Raw genomic sequence first — 14,972 nt, forward strand, 5'->3', positions numbered from 1 at the left:
AGCGCGGCCCGCCTTGGGGCGGCCCGGCGGCGGCCGCCCCTCGCATTTGCCATCGCACCTGCGCACGCCTAAGCTTCCTGACGCCATGACCGAAATCCGCAACGTTGCCGCCGACCTGGCGCGCTTCAAGCGCCGCGTGATCGTCATCGGCCTGGCGGTGCTGTTCGCCTTCAGCCTGCTGGGCTCGCGGCTGGTCTATCTGCAGGTGGTGCGCCATGCCGACCTGGCCGAGCAGGCCGAGAGCAACCGCACGGCCGTGGTGCCGGTGGTGCCGAACCGGGGGCTCATCCTCGACCGCAACGGCATCGTGCTGGCCTCCAACTACTCGGCCTACACGCTGGAGATCACGCCCTCCAAGGTCGGCGACGTCGAGGAGACCATCAACAGCCTGACCAGCGTGCTCGAGGTGTCGCCGCGCGACCGCCGCCGCTTCAAGCGCCTGCGCGAAGACTCGCGCAGCTTCGACTCCATTCCGATCCGCACCCGCCTGAGCGACGAAGAGGTGGCGCGCTTCGCGGCGCAGCGCTACCGCTTCCCGGGCGTGGAGATCAAGGCGCGCCTGTTCCGCAACTACCCGCAGGGCGAGCTGGCCTCGCACGTGCTGGGCTACATCGGTCGCATCAACCAGCGCGAAAAAACCGCGATGGAAGATTGGGACGAGGAAGACCAGGCCAATTACAAGGGCACCGACTACATCGGCAAGCTGGGCATCGAGCAGAGCTACGAGAAGATGCTGCACGGCCAGACCGGCGTCGAGCAGATGGAAACCTCCGCCGGCGGGCGCGCCGTGCGCCGGCTCGCCAGCCACCCGGCCACGCCGGGCAACACCGTCATGCTGTCGCTGGACATCAAGTTGCAGAAGCTGGTGGAAGACATGTACGGCGACCGGCGCGGCGCGCTCGTGGCCATCGACCCCAAGACCGGCGAGGTGCTGGCCTTCGTGAGCAAGCCCACGTTCGACCCGAACCTCTTCGTCGAAGGCATCGACACCGAGAGCTGGCAGGCGCTCACCGAATCGATCGACAAGCCGCTGCTCAACCGCGCGCTGCGCGGCACCTACCCGCCGGGCTCCACCTACAAGCCCTTCATGGCGCTGGCGGCGCTGCAGACCGGCAAGCGTGCCGCCAGCGTGGTGGTGAACGACCCCGGCTACTTCAACTTCGGCGGCCACCGCTTCGGCAGCCCCGAGGGCTACCTGGGCGGCGTCGACATGCGCCGCTCGATCCAGGTGTCGAGCAACATCTACTACTACTCGCTGGCCAACGAGATGGGCGTGGACCTCATTCACGACTTCATGAAGCCGATGGGCTTCGGCCAGATCACCGGCATCGACCTGGGCGGAGAGGTGCGCGGCGTGCTGCCCAGCACCGAGTGGAAGCGCAACGCCTACAAGCGGCCCGAGCAGAAGAAGTGGTACGCGGGCGAGACCATCTCGCTGGGCATCGGCCAGGGCTACAACGCCTTCACCATGCTGCAGCTGGCGCAGGCCACGGCCATCGTGGCTGACGGCGGCATGAAGCACCGGCCGCACCTGGCGCTGGCGATGCGCAACACGGTCAGCGGGCAGGTCGTGCCGCTGCCGCAGCCGCCGGCCGAGAACCTGGGCTACACGGCGGCCAACGTGGCGGTGATCCGCGAGGGCCTGACCAGCGTGGTCACCAGCGGCACCGCGCGCGGCGTGTTCGCGGGCGCGGGCTACCAGGCGGCCGGCAAGACCGGCACCGCGCAGGCCGTGACGCAGGCCAAGAACACCAAGTACAACGCGCGCGCGCTCGAAGAACACCAGCGCGACCACGCGCTGTTCATGGCCTACGCACCGGCCAACAACCCGAAGATCGCGCTCGCTGTCATCGTCGAGAACGCGGGCTGGGGCGCGGGCGCCGCGGCGCCGCTGGCGCGCCGCGTGTTCGACTACTGGCTCATGGACCAGTACCCCAGCGAGGCCGACATGGCCGCCGTGCGCATCGGCCGCGCGGGTGCGCCGATGGGCAAGCCGCGCGTGGCCAGCGAAGTGGCCTGGCCCGCGGCGGCCGCGGTGCCGGCACCGGCAGGCGCGGCATCGTCGGCAGCGCCGACGCCCTGAAAGATGCGCCCCGCGGGGCGCACCGTCGATCAAGCCAGCAGGTTCAGACCACCGTCCCGGCGACTTCACCCAGGCCGATGCGCACCGCGCCTTCGCGCTCGCACCAGCCGCGCATCACCAGCGTGTCGCCGTCTTCCAGGAAGGTGCGCTTCTCGCCGTTCGGCAGCGTGACCGGCTGCTTGCCGCCCAGCGTGAGCTCCATCAGCGAGCCGGCCTGGTCGGGCTGCGGGCCCGACAGCGTGCCCGAGCCCAGCAGGTCGCCGGGCTGCAGGTTGCAGCCGTTCACCGTGTGGTGCGTGATGAGCTGCGCGGCGGTCCAGTAGGCGGCCTCGGTGGTGTTGCCCAGCGTGAGGCGCACGGGCGCCACGCCGTCGGCGCGCATCTTCGCGGTCTGCAGCAGCACTTCGAGCGTGATGTCGAGCGCGCCGCTGGCGCGGTTCGACGGCGCGTCGAGGTAGGGCAGCGGCTGCGGGTCTTCGGCGGGGCGCTCGAACTTGGCGCGGAACGGCGCCAGCGCTTCGGTCGTCACGATCCAGGGCGACAGCGTGCTGGCGAAGTTCTTGGCCAGGAACGGACCCAGCGGCTGGTATTCCCAGGCCTGCAGGTCGCGCGCCGACCAGTCGTTGAGCAGGGTCACGCCGAACAGGTGGTCTTCGGCGTCGGCGATGGCGATGGGTTCGCCCAGCGCATTGCCGCGGCCCACGAGGAAGCCCAGCTCCAGTTCGTAGTCCAGCCGCTTCGAGGGGCCGAAGCTCGGCGCGACCGCATCGGGTGCCTTGGTCTGGCCTTGCGGGCGCTTGAAGACCTGGCCGCTCACGCCGATCGACGAGGCGCGGCCGTGGTAGCCGATGGGCACCCACTTGTAGTTGGGCATCAGCGGCTGGTCGGGACGGAACAGCTTGCCGATGGTGGTGGCGTGGTGGATGCCCGTGTAGAAGTCGGTGTAGTCGCCGATGCGGCAGGGCACGGTCATCTCGGCCTGGGCTTGCGCGAGCAACGCCTTCGACCATGCGGCCTGCTGGCCGCTGCCTTCGGCCAGGCCCGCGGAGATCGCGGCGCGCAGCGCCTGGCGGTCTTTCACCGAGGCGTTCATCAGCACGTTCATGTCGTCGGTGTCGATGAGGCCGGTGGCGCGCAGGTCGAGGATCTGGTCGCCGATGGCCACGCCGATGCGGAAGGCCTCGCTGCTGCCGGCGGCGCGGAAGCGGCCGAAGGGCAGGTTCTGGATCGGGAAGTCGGTGCCGGCCACGTTGGCGGCGGCGACCCAGCTGCGCAGCTTCGGGTCGTGGGTGGCGTTGAGTGCGGTCATGGAGGTCTTTCGGTTCTTGAGTCGGATCAGTCTGCGGTCATGCCCGCTTTTTTGGCGACGTCGCCCAGGCGCTTGTATTCGGTGTCGGTGAGCGTGGTGAGCTCCTGCGCGCTCGAGCCGCGCGGCGAGAAGCCGGCCTGCTGCAGCTTGGCCTTCACGTCGGGCATCGCGAGCGCTTCGACGAACGCTTCGTTCAGCGCCTTCACGATCGGCGCCGGCAGCTTCGCCGGCCCGTACACGCCGAACCACGGCTCCAGCGCGTAGCCCTTGAGGCCCGCCTCGGCCATCGTCGGCACGTCGGGCAGCGAAGGCGAGCGCGTGGAGCCCGCCACCGCCAGCGCGCGCAGCTTGCCGGCCTGGATGTGCGGCAGCGACGCCGGCAGGTTGTCGAACATCACGCCGATGGTGTTGCCCAGCATGTCGGTGATGGCCGGGCCGCTGCCCTTGTAGGCCACGTGCGTGAGCTCGGTGCCGGTCATCTGCGCGAACATCACGCCGGCCAGGTTCATCGAGGTGCCGGCGCCCGCGGTGGCGTAGGGCAGGCCGGGGTTCTTCTTCGCGGCGGCGATGAGCTCGGGCACGGTCTTGATGGCCGAACTTGCGGGCACTTCGAGCACGATGGTCGACATGCCCAGCAGGCTGATGGCCGTGAAGTCCTTGCGGGGGTCGAAGGCCATCGACTTGTAGATGTGCGGGTTCAGCGCATTGGTCGAGATGGCGCCGAAGCCGATCGTGTAGCCGTCGGGCGCGGCCTTGGCCACGGCGTCCATGCCGATGTTGCCGCCCGCGCCGCCGCGGTTGTCGATGAGCACCGGCTGGCCCAGCTTCTCCGACACCTTCTGGCCCACGGTGCGCGCCACGAGGTCGGTGGTGCCGCCGGCCGTGTAGGGCACGATGAACTTGATCGGCTTCGACGGAAAGTCCGCCGCGTGCGCCAGCAGGGGCGCGGCCAGCAGCGCGAGGGCCGCGGCGCGGCGGGTGAGGGTGAGAGCGTGCGTCATGCCTTGAATTGGTCTTTCAGACCGGCCCAGCAGTCGGTGTAGTCGGTGTCGAGCGCCGGGCTTTGCAGCGCGAAGTTCGTCGGGATGAAACGGTAGCGGCTCTCGAACATGAAGGCCAGCGTGTTGTCCAGCTTGTGCGGCTTGAGGTCGGCGTGGGTGGCCTTGTCGAAGGCTTCCTCGTCCGGGCCGTGCGGCACCATGCAGTTGTGCAGGCTCGCGCCGCCGGGCTTGAAGCCGCCCGGCTTGGCGTCGTACTCGCCCAGCACCAGGCCCATGAATTCGCTCATGAGGTTGCGGTGGAACCACGGCGGACGGAAGGTGTTTTCCATCACCATCCAGCGCGGCGGGAAGATCACGAAGTCGCAGTTGGCCGTGCCGGGCGTGTCGCTGGGCGAGGTCAGCACGGTGAAGATCGACGGATCGGGATGGTCGAAGCTGATCGAGCCGATGACCATGAAGTTGGCCGTGTCGTACTTCACCGGCGCGAGGTTGCCGTGCCACGCGACCACGTTGAAGGGCGACTGTTTCGTCGGTGCGGTCCAGAAGCGGCCACCGAATTTCTTCACCAGCTCGTAGGCGCCGCCGTCTGCCTCGAAGGCCGCCACGGGCGCCTGGAAGTCGCGCGCGTTGGCCAGGCCGTTCGAGCCGATGGGGCCGAGCTCGGGCAGGCGGAAGTGCGCGCCGTAGTTCTCGCACACGTAGCCGCGCGAGAGGCCGTCGGGCAAAGCCACCTTGAAGGCCATCCCGCGTGGCAGCACCACGATTTCGCCGGGCTTCACGTCGAGCACACCGAGTTCGGTCGTGACGATGAGGCGGCCCTGTTGGGGCATCACCAGCATCTCGCCGTCGGCGTTGACGAAGGCGCGCTGCTCCATCGAGCGGCCCGCCAGGTACATCAGCGAGCCGATGCCGACCTGCGATTCGGCATCGCCGTTGGCGGCCAGCGTGTGCATGCCGTCGATGAAGTCGACGTCGGCCGCGCCGTCCAGCGGCAGCGGGCCCCAGCGCATCGGCTCGGGCGGCAGCGCGATCTCGCGGTCGGCGCCGGTGGTCCAGTGCGCCTGCGCGTAGGGCTGGTAGCGGCCCGACACCACCGAGGGCTGGCGGCGGTACAGCCAGGTGCGGCGGTTCTCGTGGCGCGGCGCCGTGAAGGCGGTGCCCGAGAGCAGCTCGGTGTACAGGTCGAAGGGGCCGCGCTGCGGGTTGTTGCGGCCTTGCGGCAGCGCACCGGGCACGGCCTCGGAGGCGTATTCGTTGCCGAAGCCGCTCTGGTAGCGCCGTTCGGCGGCGGGTGTTGCTTGGGTCATGGGCTTGTCTTTCGAAAGTCGCGATGAGGTGGGAATGCGCGGCCGTTCAACCAGCGCGCGCCGCGTCGAAGGCTTCGCGCAGCACGGCCAGCGAGCCGACATGGTTGGCCAGCACGAGCACGAGCCGTGCGTTGAAGGCGTGGCTTTCCTCGGTGGAAAGCCCCTGGTGGGCCTCGATGAGCGTCTCGTAGAAATCGTCGGGCGCTTCGAGGTTCGGCGTGGTGATCAGTTGCGGTTGCATCGGGGTCATGCCTTTGCCAGTGCGTGGTCGAGGGCCGCGCGAAGGTTCGCCGCCGTGGGCTGCCGCCAGCGCGCGCACACGTGCTGGTCGGGCCGCAGCAGGTAGACCGTGCCGGGCTGCGCGTCGTAGCGCTGCGTGGCGAGCTCGGCGTCGGCGCCGGTGCCTTCCACGCGCACGATATGCAGCGCGAGGTCGCTGCTTTTCAGCGCCTGCAGGCTGCGCTCGGCGTCGTCGCCGGTGCCGAACACCAGCGCGGTGAAGCGCGCCACATGGCATTCGCGCAGCAGCCAGCCGGTGCTGCCGTCGGCGCGCCGCACGGGCGCGTCGGCCGCCGCGGCGCCGGGCACCATCGCGCCGGCGAAGGTGTCGGCGTCGGGTGTGTTGAGCGGCGAGTCGCGCAGCACCGTGGCCACCGACAGCCGTCCGCTGTTGACCAGCGAGCGCGCGAAGGCGTGGCGCTTGGTCAGCTCGAGCACCGCGTCGCGGAACAGCCGGCTCACCTCGCTCTTGGGCGTGATGAAGTCGGTGGCGCGCGTGGAGTTGCGGATGTTCTCGTCGGCCGCGAATTCGCGTTCGCTGGCGTAGCTGTCGAGCAGCGCGTCGGGCGCGTCGCCGGCCAGCACGGCCGCGAGCTTCCAGGCGAGGTTGTCGGCGTCCTGCACGCCCGAGTTGGCGCCGCGCGCGCCGAAGGGCGACACGCCGTGCGCCGAGTCGCCCGCGAACAGCACGCGGCCGTGGCGGAAGCGCTCCATGCGCTGGCAGGCGAAGGTGTAGACGCTGGCCCAGCCGATCTGGAACTGCACGCCTTCGAAGCCGATGCTGTCCAGCAGCGCGCGCACGCGCGGCGTGATGCGCTCGGGCTTGCGCTCTTCCACCGGGTCGGCGTCCCAGCCGAGCTGGAAGTCGACGCGCCACATGCCGTCGGCCTGCTTGTGCAGCAGCACGCTCTGGCCGGGGTGGAACGAGGGGTCGAACCAGAAGCGGCGCTCGGTGGGCAGCTGCGCGTCCATGGTGATGTCGGCGATCAGGAAGCGGTCGCGGAACACGCGGCCCTTGGCTTCCTGCCCCAGCATCTGGCGCAGGTTGGAGCGCGAGCCGTCGCAGGCGGCGACGTAGCCGGCGGCCAGTTCGTAGTTGCCTTCTGGCGTCTCGATGGTGAGCACCGCGCTGTCATCGCGCTGCTCGATGCCGACCACCTTGTTGTTCCAGCGCAGGTCGATCAGCGGCAAGGCCGCGGCGCGCTCGACGAGGTAGCCCTCGACGTAGTACTGCTGCAGGTTGATGAAGGCCGGGCGCTCGTGGCCGGGCTCGGGCAGCAGGTCGAAGCGGTAGACCTGCTCGTCATGGAAGAACACCTTGCCGACGTTCCACGACACGCCCTTGTCCACCATGCGGTCGCCGCAGCCGAGGCGGTCGAACACCTCGAGCGTGCGCTTGGCAAAGCAGATCGCGCGCGACCCGCTGGACAGGCTGTTGTCGTTGTCGAGCAGCACCACGGGCACCTGCCGCAGGGCGAGGTCGATGGCGAGCGTGAGGCCCACCGGGCCGGCGCCCACGACCACCACGGGGTGGCGGGCGGGCGCGGCGGCGTCCTGGTCGGCGTGGCGGGTGTAGTCGAAGCGCAGGCTTTGATAGTCGATCACGTGATGTCTCCGTGTCCTTGTCGTTTCCGTCGCCTTCCCCGCGCGGGGGAAGGTCGCGGCGCGATCAGCCTTCCAGGGCCTTCCACATGTCGATGTCGCGCTGGGCCGTCCACACGCGCGGGTCGGCGTGGCCCGAGGCCTCGTCGTAGGCGCGGCTCACGTCGAAGGGCATGCAGTGGTCGAAGATGACCCACTGCTGGTACTTGGGCTGCAGCTTCGCGTAGGTTTCCTTGTAGACCGCGTTCAGGTCGCGGCCAGCCTTCACGCCTTCCTGCACGCTGGCGTACACGTCGGAGATGAAGGCCCGCGTGCCGTTCAGGCCCTCGGCCACGGCTTCGGGCGTGGTCAGCGCGGCGCCGCGGCCCGGCACCAGGGCCAGGGGCTTCAGGGCGGCGATGTTGTCCAGCGTCTGCGGCCAGTCCTGGAAGTAGGCGTCGCCGGCGTACGGCGTGGCGCCGAACTCGACCAGGTCGCCCGACAGCAGCGCGCGCTCCTGCGGCAGCCAGACGACCGTGTCGCCCTTGGTGTGGCCGCGGCCCAGCTGCAGCAGCTGCACTTCGAGCTTGCCCAGCCACAGCGTCATCTTGCCGGTGAAGGTCATGGTGGGCCAGGTCAGGCCCGGGGGCACGGTCTCGACGTTCTGGAACAGGCGCGGGAAGCGGCCGATTTCGCTGGCCTTGTCTTCCTCGCCGCGCTCCACGATCAGGTCGCGCGTGTCCTGGCTGGCCAGGATGTGTTCGGCGCCGTAGCCTGCCGCGCCCAGCACGCGCACTGCGTGGTAGTGCGTGAGCACCACGTACTTGATGGGCTTGTCGGTCACTTCGCGGATGCGGCGCACCACGTCGGCGGCCATGGCGGGCGTGGCCTGGGTGTCGGCCACCAGCACGCAGTCGTCGCCGATGATGATCCCGGTGTTGGGGTCGCCCTCGGCCGTGTAGGCCCAGGCGTGCTCCGAGATCTGGCTGAAGGTGATCTTCTTTTCTTCCAGGTCGGCCTGGCTGGCGAATTTCTTGGCTTGGCTCATCGTGTGTCTCCGGTGGGGTGGTTTTGGGATTCGCCTGATTCGTTTAAGGCGAACGAGTTTGCAGATAACGAATGCGCGGAGTGTAAGCCCGAGATCAGTTCATGTCTAATGCCTTCTTCATGAACGAACAACCAGACGGCAAGGCGGCCATGGCAGCGACTGACACCGACCGCGCCCAGCGCGGCATCCAGAGCATCGAAGTCGGCGGGCAGCTGCTGCGCGCGCTGGTGCACCACGGCCGCCCGATGGCGCTCAAAGACCTTGCCCGCGAAGCGGACATGACGGCCGCCAAGGCCCACCCGTACATGGTGAGCTTCGGCCGGCTGGGCCTCATCGAGCAGGACCGCGCCAGCGGCCACTATCTGCTCGGCCCGCTGGCCTTGCAACTGGGGCTGATCAGCCTGCAGCAGGCCGACCCGGTGCACATCGCCACGCCGCTGATCGGCCAGCTCGCGCAGCAGATCGGCCACACCGTGGCGCTGGCCGTGTGGGGCGCGCGCGGCGCGACCATCGTGCGCACGGCCGAGTCGCCTTCGCCGGTGCACGTGAACATGCGCCACGGCACGGTGTTCTCGCTCACCAACACGGCCTCGGGCCGCGTCTTTGCCGCCTACCTCGACCCGGCGGTGGTGCGCGCACAGCTCGAGGACGAGCGCCAGCGCCAGAAGCAGCGCAAGGGCGCCGCCGAGCCCGCGCCGCCGGCCGGCATGCCGCCGGTGCAGCCGCTGCCTTCGTGGAGCGACTTCGAGCGCCAGTGCCAGGAAGTGCGCGACCACGGCATCAGCCGCTCCGACGGCGAGGTGATCGAGGGCGTGAGCGCCATGGCCGCGCCGGTGTTCGACCACACCGGCGCCATCGTGCTGGCCGTGACCGCCATTGGCCCGGCCGGCATCTTCCACACCGCCTGGGACGGCGAGATCGCGCGCGCGCTCAAGGCCTGCGCGGGCACGGTGTCGCAGCGCCTGGGCGCGAGCGCCACCGGCGCCGTGGTGCCCTCCGTTTCCGATCGATGACCCTGTTTTCTTCCGCCTTGTCTTCTTTCTCTTCTTCCTCCGACGACCTCGCGCTGCGCATCGACCGCACCGTGGCGCTGCTGCGCGGCGCGCGGCGCATCGTGGTCTTCTCGGGCGCGGGGCTGTCCAAGGCCTCGGGCATCCCGACCTACCGCGACGCCGACGGTCTCTGGATGAGCCAGAACGCGCTCAAGTTCTCGCATGCCGACGACCTCGCGCGCGACCCGGGCGGCTTCACGAAGTTCTGGGCCCAGCGCCTGTCGCTGATCGAGACCGCATCGCCCAACCCCGGCCACCTCGCGCTCGCGCAGTTGCAGCGGCTGCGCCCTGCGACCCGGCTCATCACGCAGAACGTCGACGGCCTGCTCGGCAAGGCCGGCGGACAGGATGTGCTCGAACTGCACGGCTCGCTGCGCCGCTGGCGCTGCGACCACTGCGGCAACCGCAGCGGCCCGTGGCCGTTTCAACGCTGCCTGCGCTGCGGCTCGCACGCGCGGCCCGACGTGGTCATGTTCGGCGAGATGCTGAACGCCGGCGTGCTGCTCGACGCCCAAGTGGCGGCGCAGGAGTCCGACCTGTTCCTGGTGGTCGGAAGCACCACCATCGTCTATCCGGCGGCCGAACTGCCCAAGCTGGCGATGGCGCGGGGGGCGAGGTTGGTCACGCTGAACATCGAGCCGCTGCCGCACCTGGACGATGCGGCGGCGGTGGTGTTGCGGGGGGCGTCGGAAGACCTGCTGCCGAAGTTGGTCGCCGGGATGGTCGGCGACTGAAGCGCTAGCCGGCCCGCATCTTCTCGCGCAGCACGCGCCAGCGCGCGAGGCTCTCGGCGGGCCAGTAGTCCTTGCGGTCGTAGTACTCGTGCACCGCCGCTGCGCCGGGCGGCAGCATCACCCACGGCTGCTTGGACATCGTGAAGATGTGCAGGTCCGGCGGCAGCCGGTCGGGCGTGTCGAGCGTGCCCACGCGGATGAAGCTCACGGCGTCGCCGGCGCCCGCGTAGTGGCTCCACAGCGCGACATGGCAGGCCGGGCAGCGCGCGTACTTCTGGCCGCGTCCGCTGGCCGAGGGCGTGAGCACGAGATCGACCGCGCCCTGCAGCACCTGCACATGCTCGGGTTCGATGAGCGCATTGAGCGCGAAGGACGAGCCCGTCTCGCGCTGGCACCAGCGGCAGTGGCAGCAGTGCACGAAGAGCGGCGGGGCGTTCAGGCGGTAGCGCACCTGCCGGCAGGTGCAGCCGCCTTCCAGCGGCACGAAGGCGTCGGCCATGGCGGTGGTCGACGGGCGCTCAGCCCTTCTTGCCACCCAGCAGCACCAGCGCGCCGCCCACCACGATCGCCGCCACGCCGGCCCAGGCCGGGATGTTGATGGTCTGTTTTTCCTTCACCGAGAACTCCAGCGGGCCCAGCTTGGCCTGGTGGGTTTCCTTGGTGAAGCTGAAGCCGCCCAGGCCGAGCCCGGCGATGCCGGCCACGACCAGCAGGATGCCGACGATGCGCGTTGCGTTCATGGGACGGGTCTCCTCAGGGTTGGTTGGAAGGAAGAGAGAGCAAGTCGCCGGCCGTTCAGCGCCGCGGCGCCGCCGTGCGCGGCTGCGGCGGCTCTTGCTGTTGCAGCTGGTCCACCCATTGCACGACCTCGGCCATGGCCGCGTCGCTCGCCGCGATGAGCGCCTTCACGCCGCCGGGCGCGTCGGCGCTGGCGGCGGGGCGGCGCACGGTGAAGGTCCGCTGGCCCATCACGCGGTCGCCGCCCGTGGCGGTGCGGACCAGCGTGGCGCGCAGGCGCACCAGGCCCGTGCCGCTCGCGGGCGCGTCGAAGTAGTGGCTGAACTCGTCGAGCGAGATGCGCAGCGTGTCGGGCACGATGCCCTCGGTGCGCGCGAGCGTCGCGCTTTCTTCGGGGCCGAGCACGGTGCGACGCTCGGCCAGCGTGTCGCGCAGCCGCTGGCGCAGCAGCTGCGCGGGCGGCAGGCTCCAGCGCGACTGGCCGTAGGGGCGCAGTTCGTTGGCGTCGGCGTAGCCCAGGCGGTAGAGGATCTGCGTGCCGTCCAGGCGCGTGTTGCTGTCGAACTCCGCGAGGGACAGCGCCGGCAGCGCGGTGGCCGGCGCGGCAGCGGTGGCCGGTGCGGTGGCCGAAAGGCCGGGGCCGAAGTCGTACAGCGTGGCGCGCGCCGGCTTGTCGGGCAGCATGCCGCAGCCGGCGACCAGCAGCACACAGCCGAGGCTGGCGAGGGCAGGGAGGGTGTTCTTCATGCGCATGGTTGGTCTGCTCCCGGTCAGTGGCGTGCGGCGGGCGCGACGAAGCCGGGCTCGCCCGGGCCCGCGGCCGCGCCGCCGTTGCCGAACAGCAGCGATTGCGGGTTGTCGTTGATGCTGTCGGCCGCGCGGCCCAGGCGGCGCACCGCGTGGGCGGTGTCGTCGGCCACGCGGTTCACGCGCGGCAGGGTGGCGGCGTTGAACGAGTCGACCGCCTGCGCCAGCGCCTTGGTGCCCTCGCTCAGGCGCTCGACCGGGCCGTCGGGTGCGTTGAGCCGGCCCACGGTGGAGTTGAAGTTGTTGGCCACGCGCGAGACATCGCCGGCTGCTTTCTTCACCGTCGACAGCGTCTCGGGCATGGCGGCCAGCGTCGGGTTCAGGCCGGTCTTGACGGTGTTGTCGAGCTGCTTGAGCAGCGTGTTGGCACTGGCCGAGGCGGCCGCGATGTTCTCCAGCGCGTCGGCCACGCGCTTCTGGTTGGCGTCGGCCAGCAGCGCGTTGGCGCGCTTGGTCACTTCTTCCACCTGGTCGATGATTTCCTCGCCGCGGTCCTGCAGCTTCGCGAGCATCGAGGGCTTGAGCGGAATGCGCGGCGGGTTGTCGTTGTTCGGCTTGAGCGCGACGGTCGATTCGCCCTCGTCGTCCAGCGCGATGAAGGCCAGGCCGGTCACGCCCTGGTAGCTCAGCGTGGCGAAGCTGGAGGTGGTGAGCGGCACGCGCTCGTCGACCGTGATGCGCACGCGCACGTTGCCCTTGGTCTTGGGGTCGAAGTCGATCGAGGTCACCTTGCCGACCGAGATGCCGCGGTAGCGCACCTGGGCCTGCGGCTGCAGGCCGCTCACGGCGTCGCGGGTGGAGAGTTCGTACACGTTGCGCACGGTGTTGTCGCGCGTGAACCAGACCACCAGCGCGACGAGCGCGGCGATCAGGCCGAGCACGAAGGCGCCGGCGGCGAGGGCATGGGCCTTGTTTTCCATGAGGGGACCTACCTTTCGTCAGCGCGCGCGGCCTCGGGCTGCGGCGCGGGTGGTGCTTTGCCGGCGGCGGGCTTGTCGTGCAGCGCCTCCAGGGCGCGCTGGCCGCGCCCGCCGAGAAAGTATTCGTGGATGAAGGGATGCGGGTAGGCGATGACTTCGCGCGCCGTGCCGCTCACGATCACCTTCTGGTCGGCCAGCACCGCGATGCGGGTGCTCAGGTCGAACAGGGTGTCCAGGTCGTGCGTGACCATCACGACCGTCAGGCCCAACTCGCGGTGCAGGCCGCGCAGCAGGTCGCAGAAACTGTCGGAGGCTTCGGGGTCGAGGCCGGCCGTGGGCTCATCGAGCAGCAGCAGCGGCGGGTCCATGATGAGTGCACGCGCCAGCGCCACGCGCTTGATCATGCCGCCCGACAGGTCCGACGGGCTCTTGTTCGCATGCTGCGGCTCCAGCCCCACCATCTGCAGCTTCACGAGCGCGGCGTTGCGGATCAGCTCGTCGGGCAGCAGCTTGAGTTCGCGCAGCGGAAAGGCGATGTTCTCCAGCACGCTGAAGGCCGAGAACAGCGCACCGTGCTGGAACAGCATGCCCACGTTGGCCGCACCGGCCGCGCTGAGTTCGCCCGGCGCCCGGCCCAGCACCTCGACCGCGCCCTTCGTGGGTTTCTGCAGCCCGAGGATCTGCCGCAGCAGCACCGTCTTGCCGGTGCCCGAGCCGCCGACCAGCGACAGCACCTCGCCGCGGTCAAGGTGCAGGTCGAGGTCGCGGTGCACCACCTGTTCGCCATCGGGGCTCTTGAACACGGTCCAGAGCTTGCGGATGTCGACCACGGTGCTCGAGGGGGACGTCACGGCGGCGTTCATCCGCGGAATCCTATGCCCTTGAAGAGCACCGCGAAGAGCGCGTCGACCAGGATCACGGCGGTGATCGAGGTCACGACCGACGACGTGGTGCCGCGCCCCAGGCTCTCGGTGTTGGGTTTGACCTTCATGCCGAAGTAGCAGCCGATCAGCGCGATCAGCACGCCGAACACCGCCGACTTGGCCAGGGCCAGCCAGAGGTTGGAGATGGGCACCGCGCGCGGCAAGGCCGACAGGAAATACGACGGCGAGATGCCCAGCGCCGCATCGGCCGCGAGCATGCCGCCGGCCAGCGCCGCCATCGAGGTCCACAGGCTGATCAGCGGCATCGCGATGGCCAGCGCCAGCACGCGCGGCATCACGAGACGGAAGCCGTGCGGGATGCCCATCACGCGCATGGCGTCGAGTTCTTCGGTGACCCGCATCACGCCGATCTGCGCCGTGATCGCCGAGCCCGAGCGGCCCGCGATCAGCACGGCGGCCAGCACCGGCCCGAGCTCGCGGATCAGCGACAGCCCGAGGATGTTCACCACGAAGGCCTCGGCGCCGTAGTTGCGCAGCTGCTGGGAGATCAGGTACGCCAGCACCACGCCGATCAAGAGGCCGACCAGCGCCGTGATGTGCAGCGCCGTGGCGCCGAACTGATAGAGGTGGCCCGAGAAGTCGCGCCACGGCGCGCGGTGCGGCGCGCGCGCCAGCGTGCACAGGTCGAGCGCGAGCTGGCCGATGAGGCCGACGAAGTCGCGCAGCACGACCATCGCGCGCGGGCCGTGGTGGGCCAGTGCGTGCAGCCGGTCGCTCAGCGACTTGGGCGGCTCGTCGGGCGTGGCCACCGTGAACTTCGCCACCTGGTCGAGCACCGCCTGGTGCTGCGGCGACAGCTCGATCGTGGCCGGCCAGGCCTGGCGCCAGTGCTCCCACAGCAGCTGGGCGCCGATGTGGTCGAGCTGGCCGATGGGGCGCAGGTCCCAGGCCCGGTCGTCCGCGGGCGGCAGCGCCGCGAGGTCTTTGGCCAGCGCCTCCCAGGCCGGGCGCGTCGACATCGCCAGCGTGGTCCAGCAACCGCTGGCCACGGCCCAGGTGCGGCCGTCCACGTCCTGCGTCTGCGCGCGCGGCGGCGCGAAGGCGTCGTCGGTGGCGGGGGCGTCAGCGGGCGACGGGGTGGGCGACATGGGCAAAGGTGCGGGACAAAACGTAAACAAAGGTCCAAGCGAGAGCGCGCATCGTAACCGCGTGCATCCGGGGCTTGTGTG

General features: G+C 70.0%; 15 protein-coding genes. 3 read left to right on the forward strand and 12 right to left on the reverse strand.

Going from position 1 to position 14,972, the window contains the following annotated elements; all coding sequences use genetic code 11:
* Positions 1–85: 85 nt before the first annotated feature.
* Complete coding sequence (gene mrdA / locus AC1RAD_RS00735) at positions 86–2,083, forward strand: penicillin-binding protein 2 (RefSeq protein WP_062472723.1); 1,998 nt, start codon at positions 86–88, stop codon at positions 2,081–2,083.
* A gap of 43 nt (positions 2,084–2,126) precedes the next feature.
* Here mrdA and fahA read toward each other — a convergent pair whose 3' ends face one another.
* The 6 genes from fahA to AC1RAD_RS00765 all read right to left on the reverse strand — a co-directional run bounded on the left by fahA (position 2,127) and on the right by AC1RAD_RS00765 (position 8,608).
* Positions 2,127–3,392, reverse strand: a complete 1,266-nt coding sequence (fahA, locus tag AC1RAD_RS00740; protein WP_492733381.1) for a fumarylacetoacetase — start codon at positions 3,390–3,392, stop codon at positions 2,127–2,129.
* A gap of 26 nt (positions 3,393–3,418) precedes the next feature.
* Positions 3,419–4,393 (reverse strand): Bug family tripartite tricarboxylate transporter substrate binding protein, encoded by a 975-nt coding sequence (locus AC1RAD_RS00745; RefSeq protein WP_307589465.1) that lies wholly within the window; start codon positions 4,391–4,393, stop codon positions 3,419–3,421.
* Entirely contained in the window at positions 4,390–5,700 is a 1,311-nt protein-coding gene (hmgA, locus tag AC1RAD_RS00750; protein ID WP_492733383.1) for a homogentisate 1,2-dioxygenase, read from the reverse strand. Before hmgA ends, AC1RAD_RS00745 begins: the two co-directional genes overlap by 4 nt.
* A gap of 46 nt (positions 5,701–5,746) precedes the next feature.
* Positions 5,747–5,941 (reverse strand): DUF2783 domain-containing protein, encoded by a 195-nt coding sequence (locus AC1RAD_RS00755; protein WP_492733385.1) that lies wholly within the window; start codon positions 5,939–5,941, stop codon positions 5,747–5,749.
* Positions 5,942–5,946: 5 nt separating this feature from the next.
* Positions 5,947–7,584 (reverse strand): FAD-dependent oxidoreductase, encoded by a 1,638-nt coding sequence (locus tag AC1RAD_RS00760; protein WP_492733387.1) that lies wholly within the window; start codon positions 7,582–7,584, stop codon positions 5,947–5,949.
* 64 nt (positions 7,585–7,648) lie between these two features.
* Complete coding sequence (locus AC1RAD_RS00765; RefSeq protein WP_062472733.1) at positions 7,649–8,608, reverse strand: MBL fold metallo-hydrolase; 960 nt, start codon at positions 8,606–8,608, stop codon at positions 7,649–7,651.
* 149 nt (positions 8,609–8,757) lie between these two features.
* Here AC1RAD_RS00765 and AC1RAD_RS00770 point away from each other — a divergent pair, with 149 nt between their 5' ends.
* On the forward strand, positions 8,758–9,621 hold the full coding sequence (locus tag AC1RAD_RS00770; RefSeq protein WP_062472735.1) for an IclR family transcriptional regulator: 864 nt from the start codon (positions 8,758–8,760) through the stop codon (positions 9,619–9,621).
* Positions 9,618–10,394: an SIR2 family NAD-dependent protein deacylase gene (locus AC1RAD_RS00775; RefSeq protein WP_492733389.1), complete on the forward strand. Its 777-nt coding sequence runs from the start codon at positions 9,618–9,620 to the stop codon at positions 10,392–10,394. Before AC1RAD_RS00770 ends, AC1RAD_RS00775 begins: the two co-directional genes overlap by 4 nt.
* A gap of 4 nt (positions 10,395–10,398) precedes the next feature.
* Here the strand turns inward: AC1RAD_RS00775 and AC1RAD_RS00780 are convergent, their stop codons facing one another.
* The 6 genes from AC1RAD_RS00780 to AC1RAD_RS00805 are packed head-to-tail and all read right to left on the reverse strand — an operon-like array spanning position 10,399 to position 14,891.
* Positions 10,399–10,893, reverse strand: coding sequence for a GFA family protein (locus AC1RAD_RS00780; protein ID WP_492734535.1), 495 nt, complete (start codon positions 10,891–10,893; stop codon positions 10,399–10,401).
* A 19-nt stretch (positions 10,894–10,912) separates the two neighbouring features.
* Complete coding sequence (locus AC1RAD_RS00785) at positions 10,913–11,134, reverse strand: hypothetical protein (protein ID WP_070063477.1); 222 nt, start codon at positions 11,132–11,134, stop codon at positions 10,913–10,915.
* Between the two features lie 55 nt (positions 11,135–11,189).
* Entirely contained in the window at positions 11,190–11,885 is a 696-nt protein-coding gene (locus AC1RAD_RS00790) for an ABC-type transport auxiliary lipoprotein family protein (protein WP_492733391.1), read from the reverse strand.
* Between the two features lie 17 nt (positions 11,886–11,902).
* On the reverse strand, positions 11,903–12,859 hold the full coding sequence (locus tag AC1RAD_RS00795) for an MlaD family protein (protein WP_369630928.1): 957 nt from the start codon (positions 12,857–12,859) through the stop codon (positions 11,903–11,905).
* Positions 12,860–12,867: 8 nt separating this feature from the next.
* Complete coding sequence (locus AC1RAD_RS00800) at positions 12,868–13,722, reverse strand: ABC transporter ATP-binding protein (RefSeq protein ID WP_492733393.1); 855 nt, start codon at positions 13,720–13,722, stop codon at positions 12,868–12,870.
* Positions 13,719–14,891, reverse strand: coding sequence for an MlaE family ABC transporter permease (locus AC1RAD_RS00805; protein WP_070063474.1), 1,173 nt, complete (start codon positions 14,889–14,891; stop codon positions 13,719–13,721). Before AC1RAD_RS00805 ends, AC1RAD_RS00800 begins: the two co-directional genes overlap by 4 nt.
* Positions 14,892–14,972: the final 81 nt, after the last annotated feature.

The organism is Variovorax sp. GW823-FHT04B03 (assembly GCF_058796495.1).

What these genes read in the sequence shown, in the direction of transcription:
- hmgA (WP_492733383.1), bottom strand. Translation starts at nt 5,700, where the DNA reads ATGACCCAAGCAACACCCGCCGCCGAACGGCGCTACCAGAGCGGCTTC.
- AC1RAD_RS00775 (WP_492733389.1), top strand. Translation starts at nt 9,618, where the DNA reads ATGACCCTGTTTTCTTCCGCCTTGTCTTCTTTCTCTTCTTCCTCCGAC.
- AC1RAD_RS00785 (WP_070063477.1), bottom strand. Translation starts at nt 11,134, where the DNA reads ATGAACGCAACGCGCATCGTCGGCATCCTGCTGGTCGTGGCCGGCATC.
- AC1RAD_RS00780 (WP_492734535.1), bottom strand. Translation starts at nt 10,893, where the DNA reads ATGGCCGACGCCTTCGTGCCGCTGGAAGGCGGCTGCACCTGCCGGCAG.
- AC1RAD_RS00805 (WP_070063474.1), bottom strand. Translation starts at nt 14,891, where the DNA reads ATGTCGCCCACCCCGTCGCCCGCTGACGCCCCCGCCACCGACGACGCC.
- fahA (WP_492733381.1), bottom strand. Translation starts at nt 3,392, where the DNA reads ATGACCGCACTCAACGCCACCCACGACCCGAAGCTGCGCAGCTGGGTC.
- AC1RAD_RS00770 (WP_062472735.1), top strand. Translation starts at nt 8,758, where the DNA reads ATGGCAGCGACTGACACCGACCGCGCCCAGCGCGGCATCCAGAGCATC.
- AC1RAD_RS00745 (WP_307589465.1), bottom strand. Translation starts at nt 4,393, where the DNA reads ATGACGCACGCTCTCACCCTCACCCGCCGCGCCGCGGCCCTCGCGCTG.
- AC1RAD_RS00765 (WP_062472733.1), bottom strand. Translation starts at nt 8,608, where the DNA reads ATGAGCCAAGCCAAGAAATTCGCCAGCCAGGCCGACCTGGAAGAAAAG.
- AC1RAD_RS00800 (WP_492733393.1), bottom strand. Translation starts at nt 13,722, where the DNA reads ATGAACGCCGCCGTGACGTCCCCCTCGAGCACCGTGGTCGACATCCGC.
- mrdA (WP_062472723.1), top strand. Translation starts at nt 86, where the DNA reads ATGACCGAAATCCGCAACGTTGCCGCCGACCTGGCGCGCTTCAAGCGC.
- AC1RAD_RS00795 (WP_369630928.1), bottom strand. Translation starts at nt 12,859, where the DNA reads ATGGAAAACAAGGCCCATGCCCTCGCCGCCGGCGCCTTCGTGCTCGGC.
- AC1RAD_RS00755 (WP_492733385.1), bottom strand. Translation starts at nt 5,941, where the DNA reads ATGCAACCGCAACTGATCACCACGCCGAACCTCGAAGCGCCCGACGAT.
- AC1RAD_RS00790 (WP_492733391.1), bottom strand. Translation starts at nt 11,885, where the DNA reads ATGCGCATGAAGAACACCCTCCCTGCCCTCGCCAGCCTCGGCTGTGTG.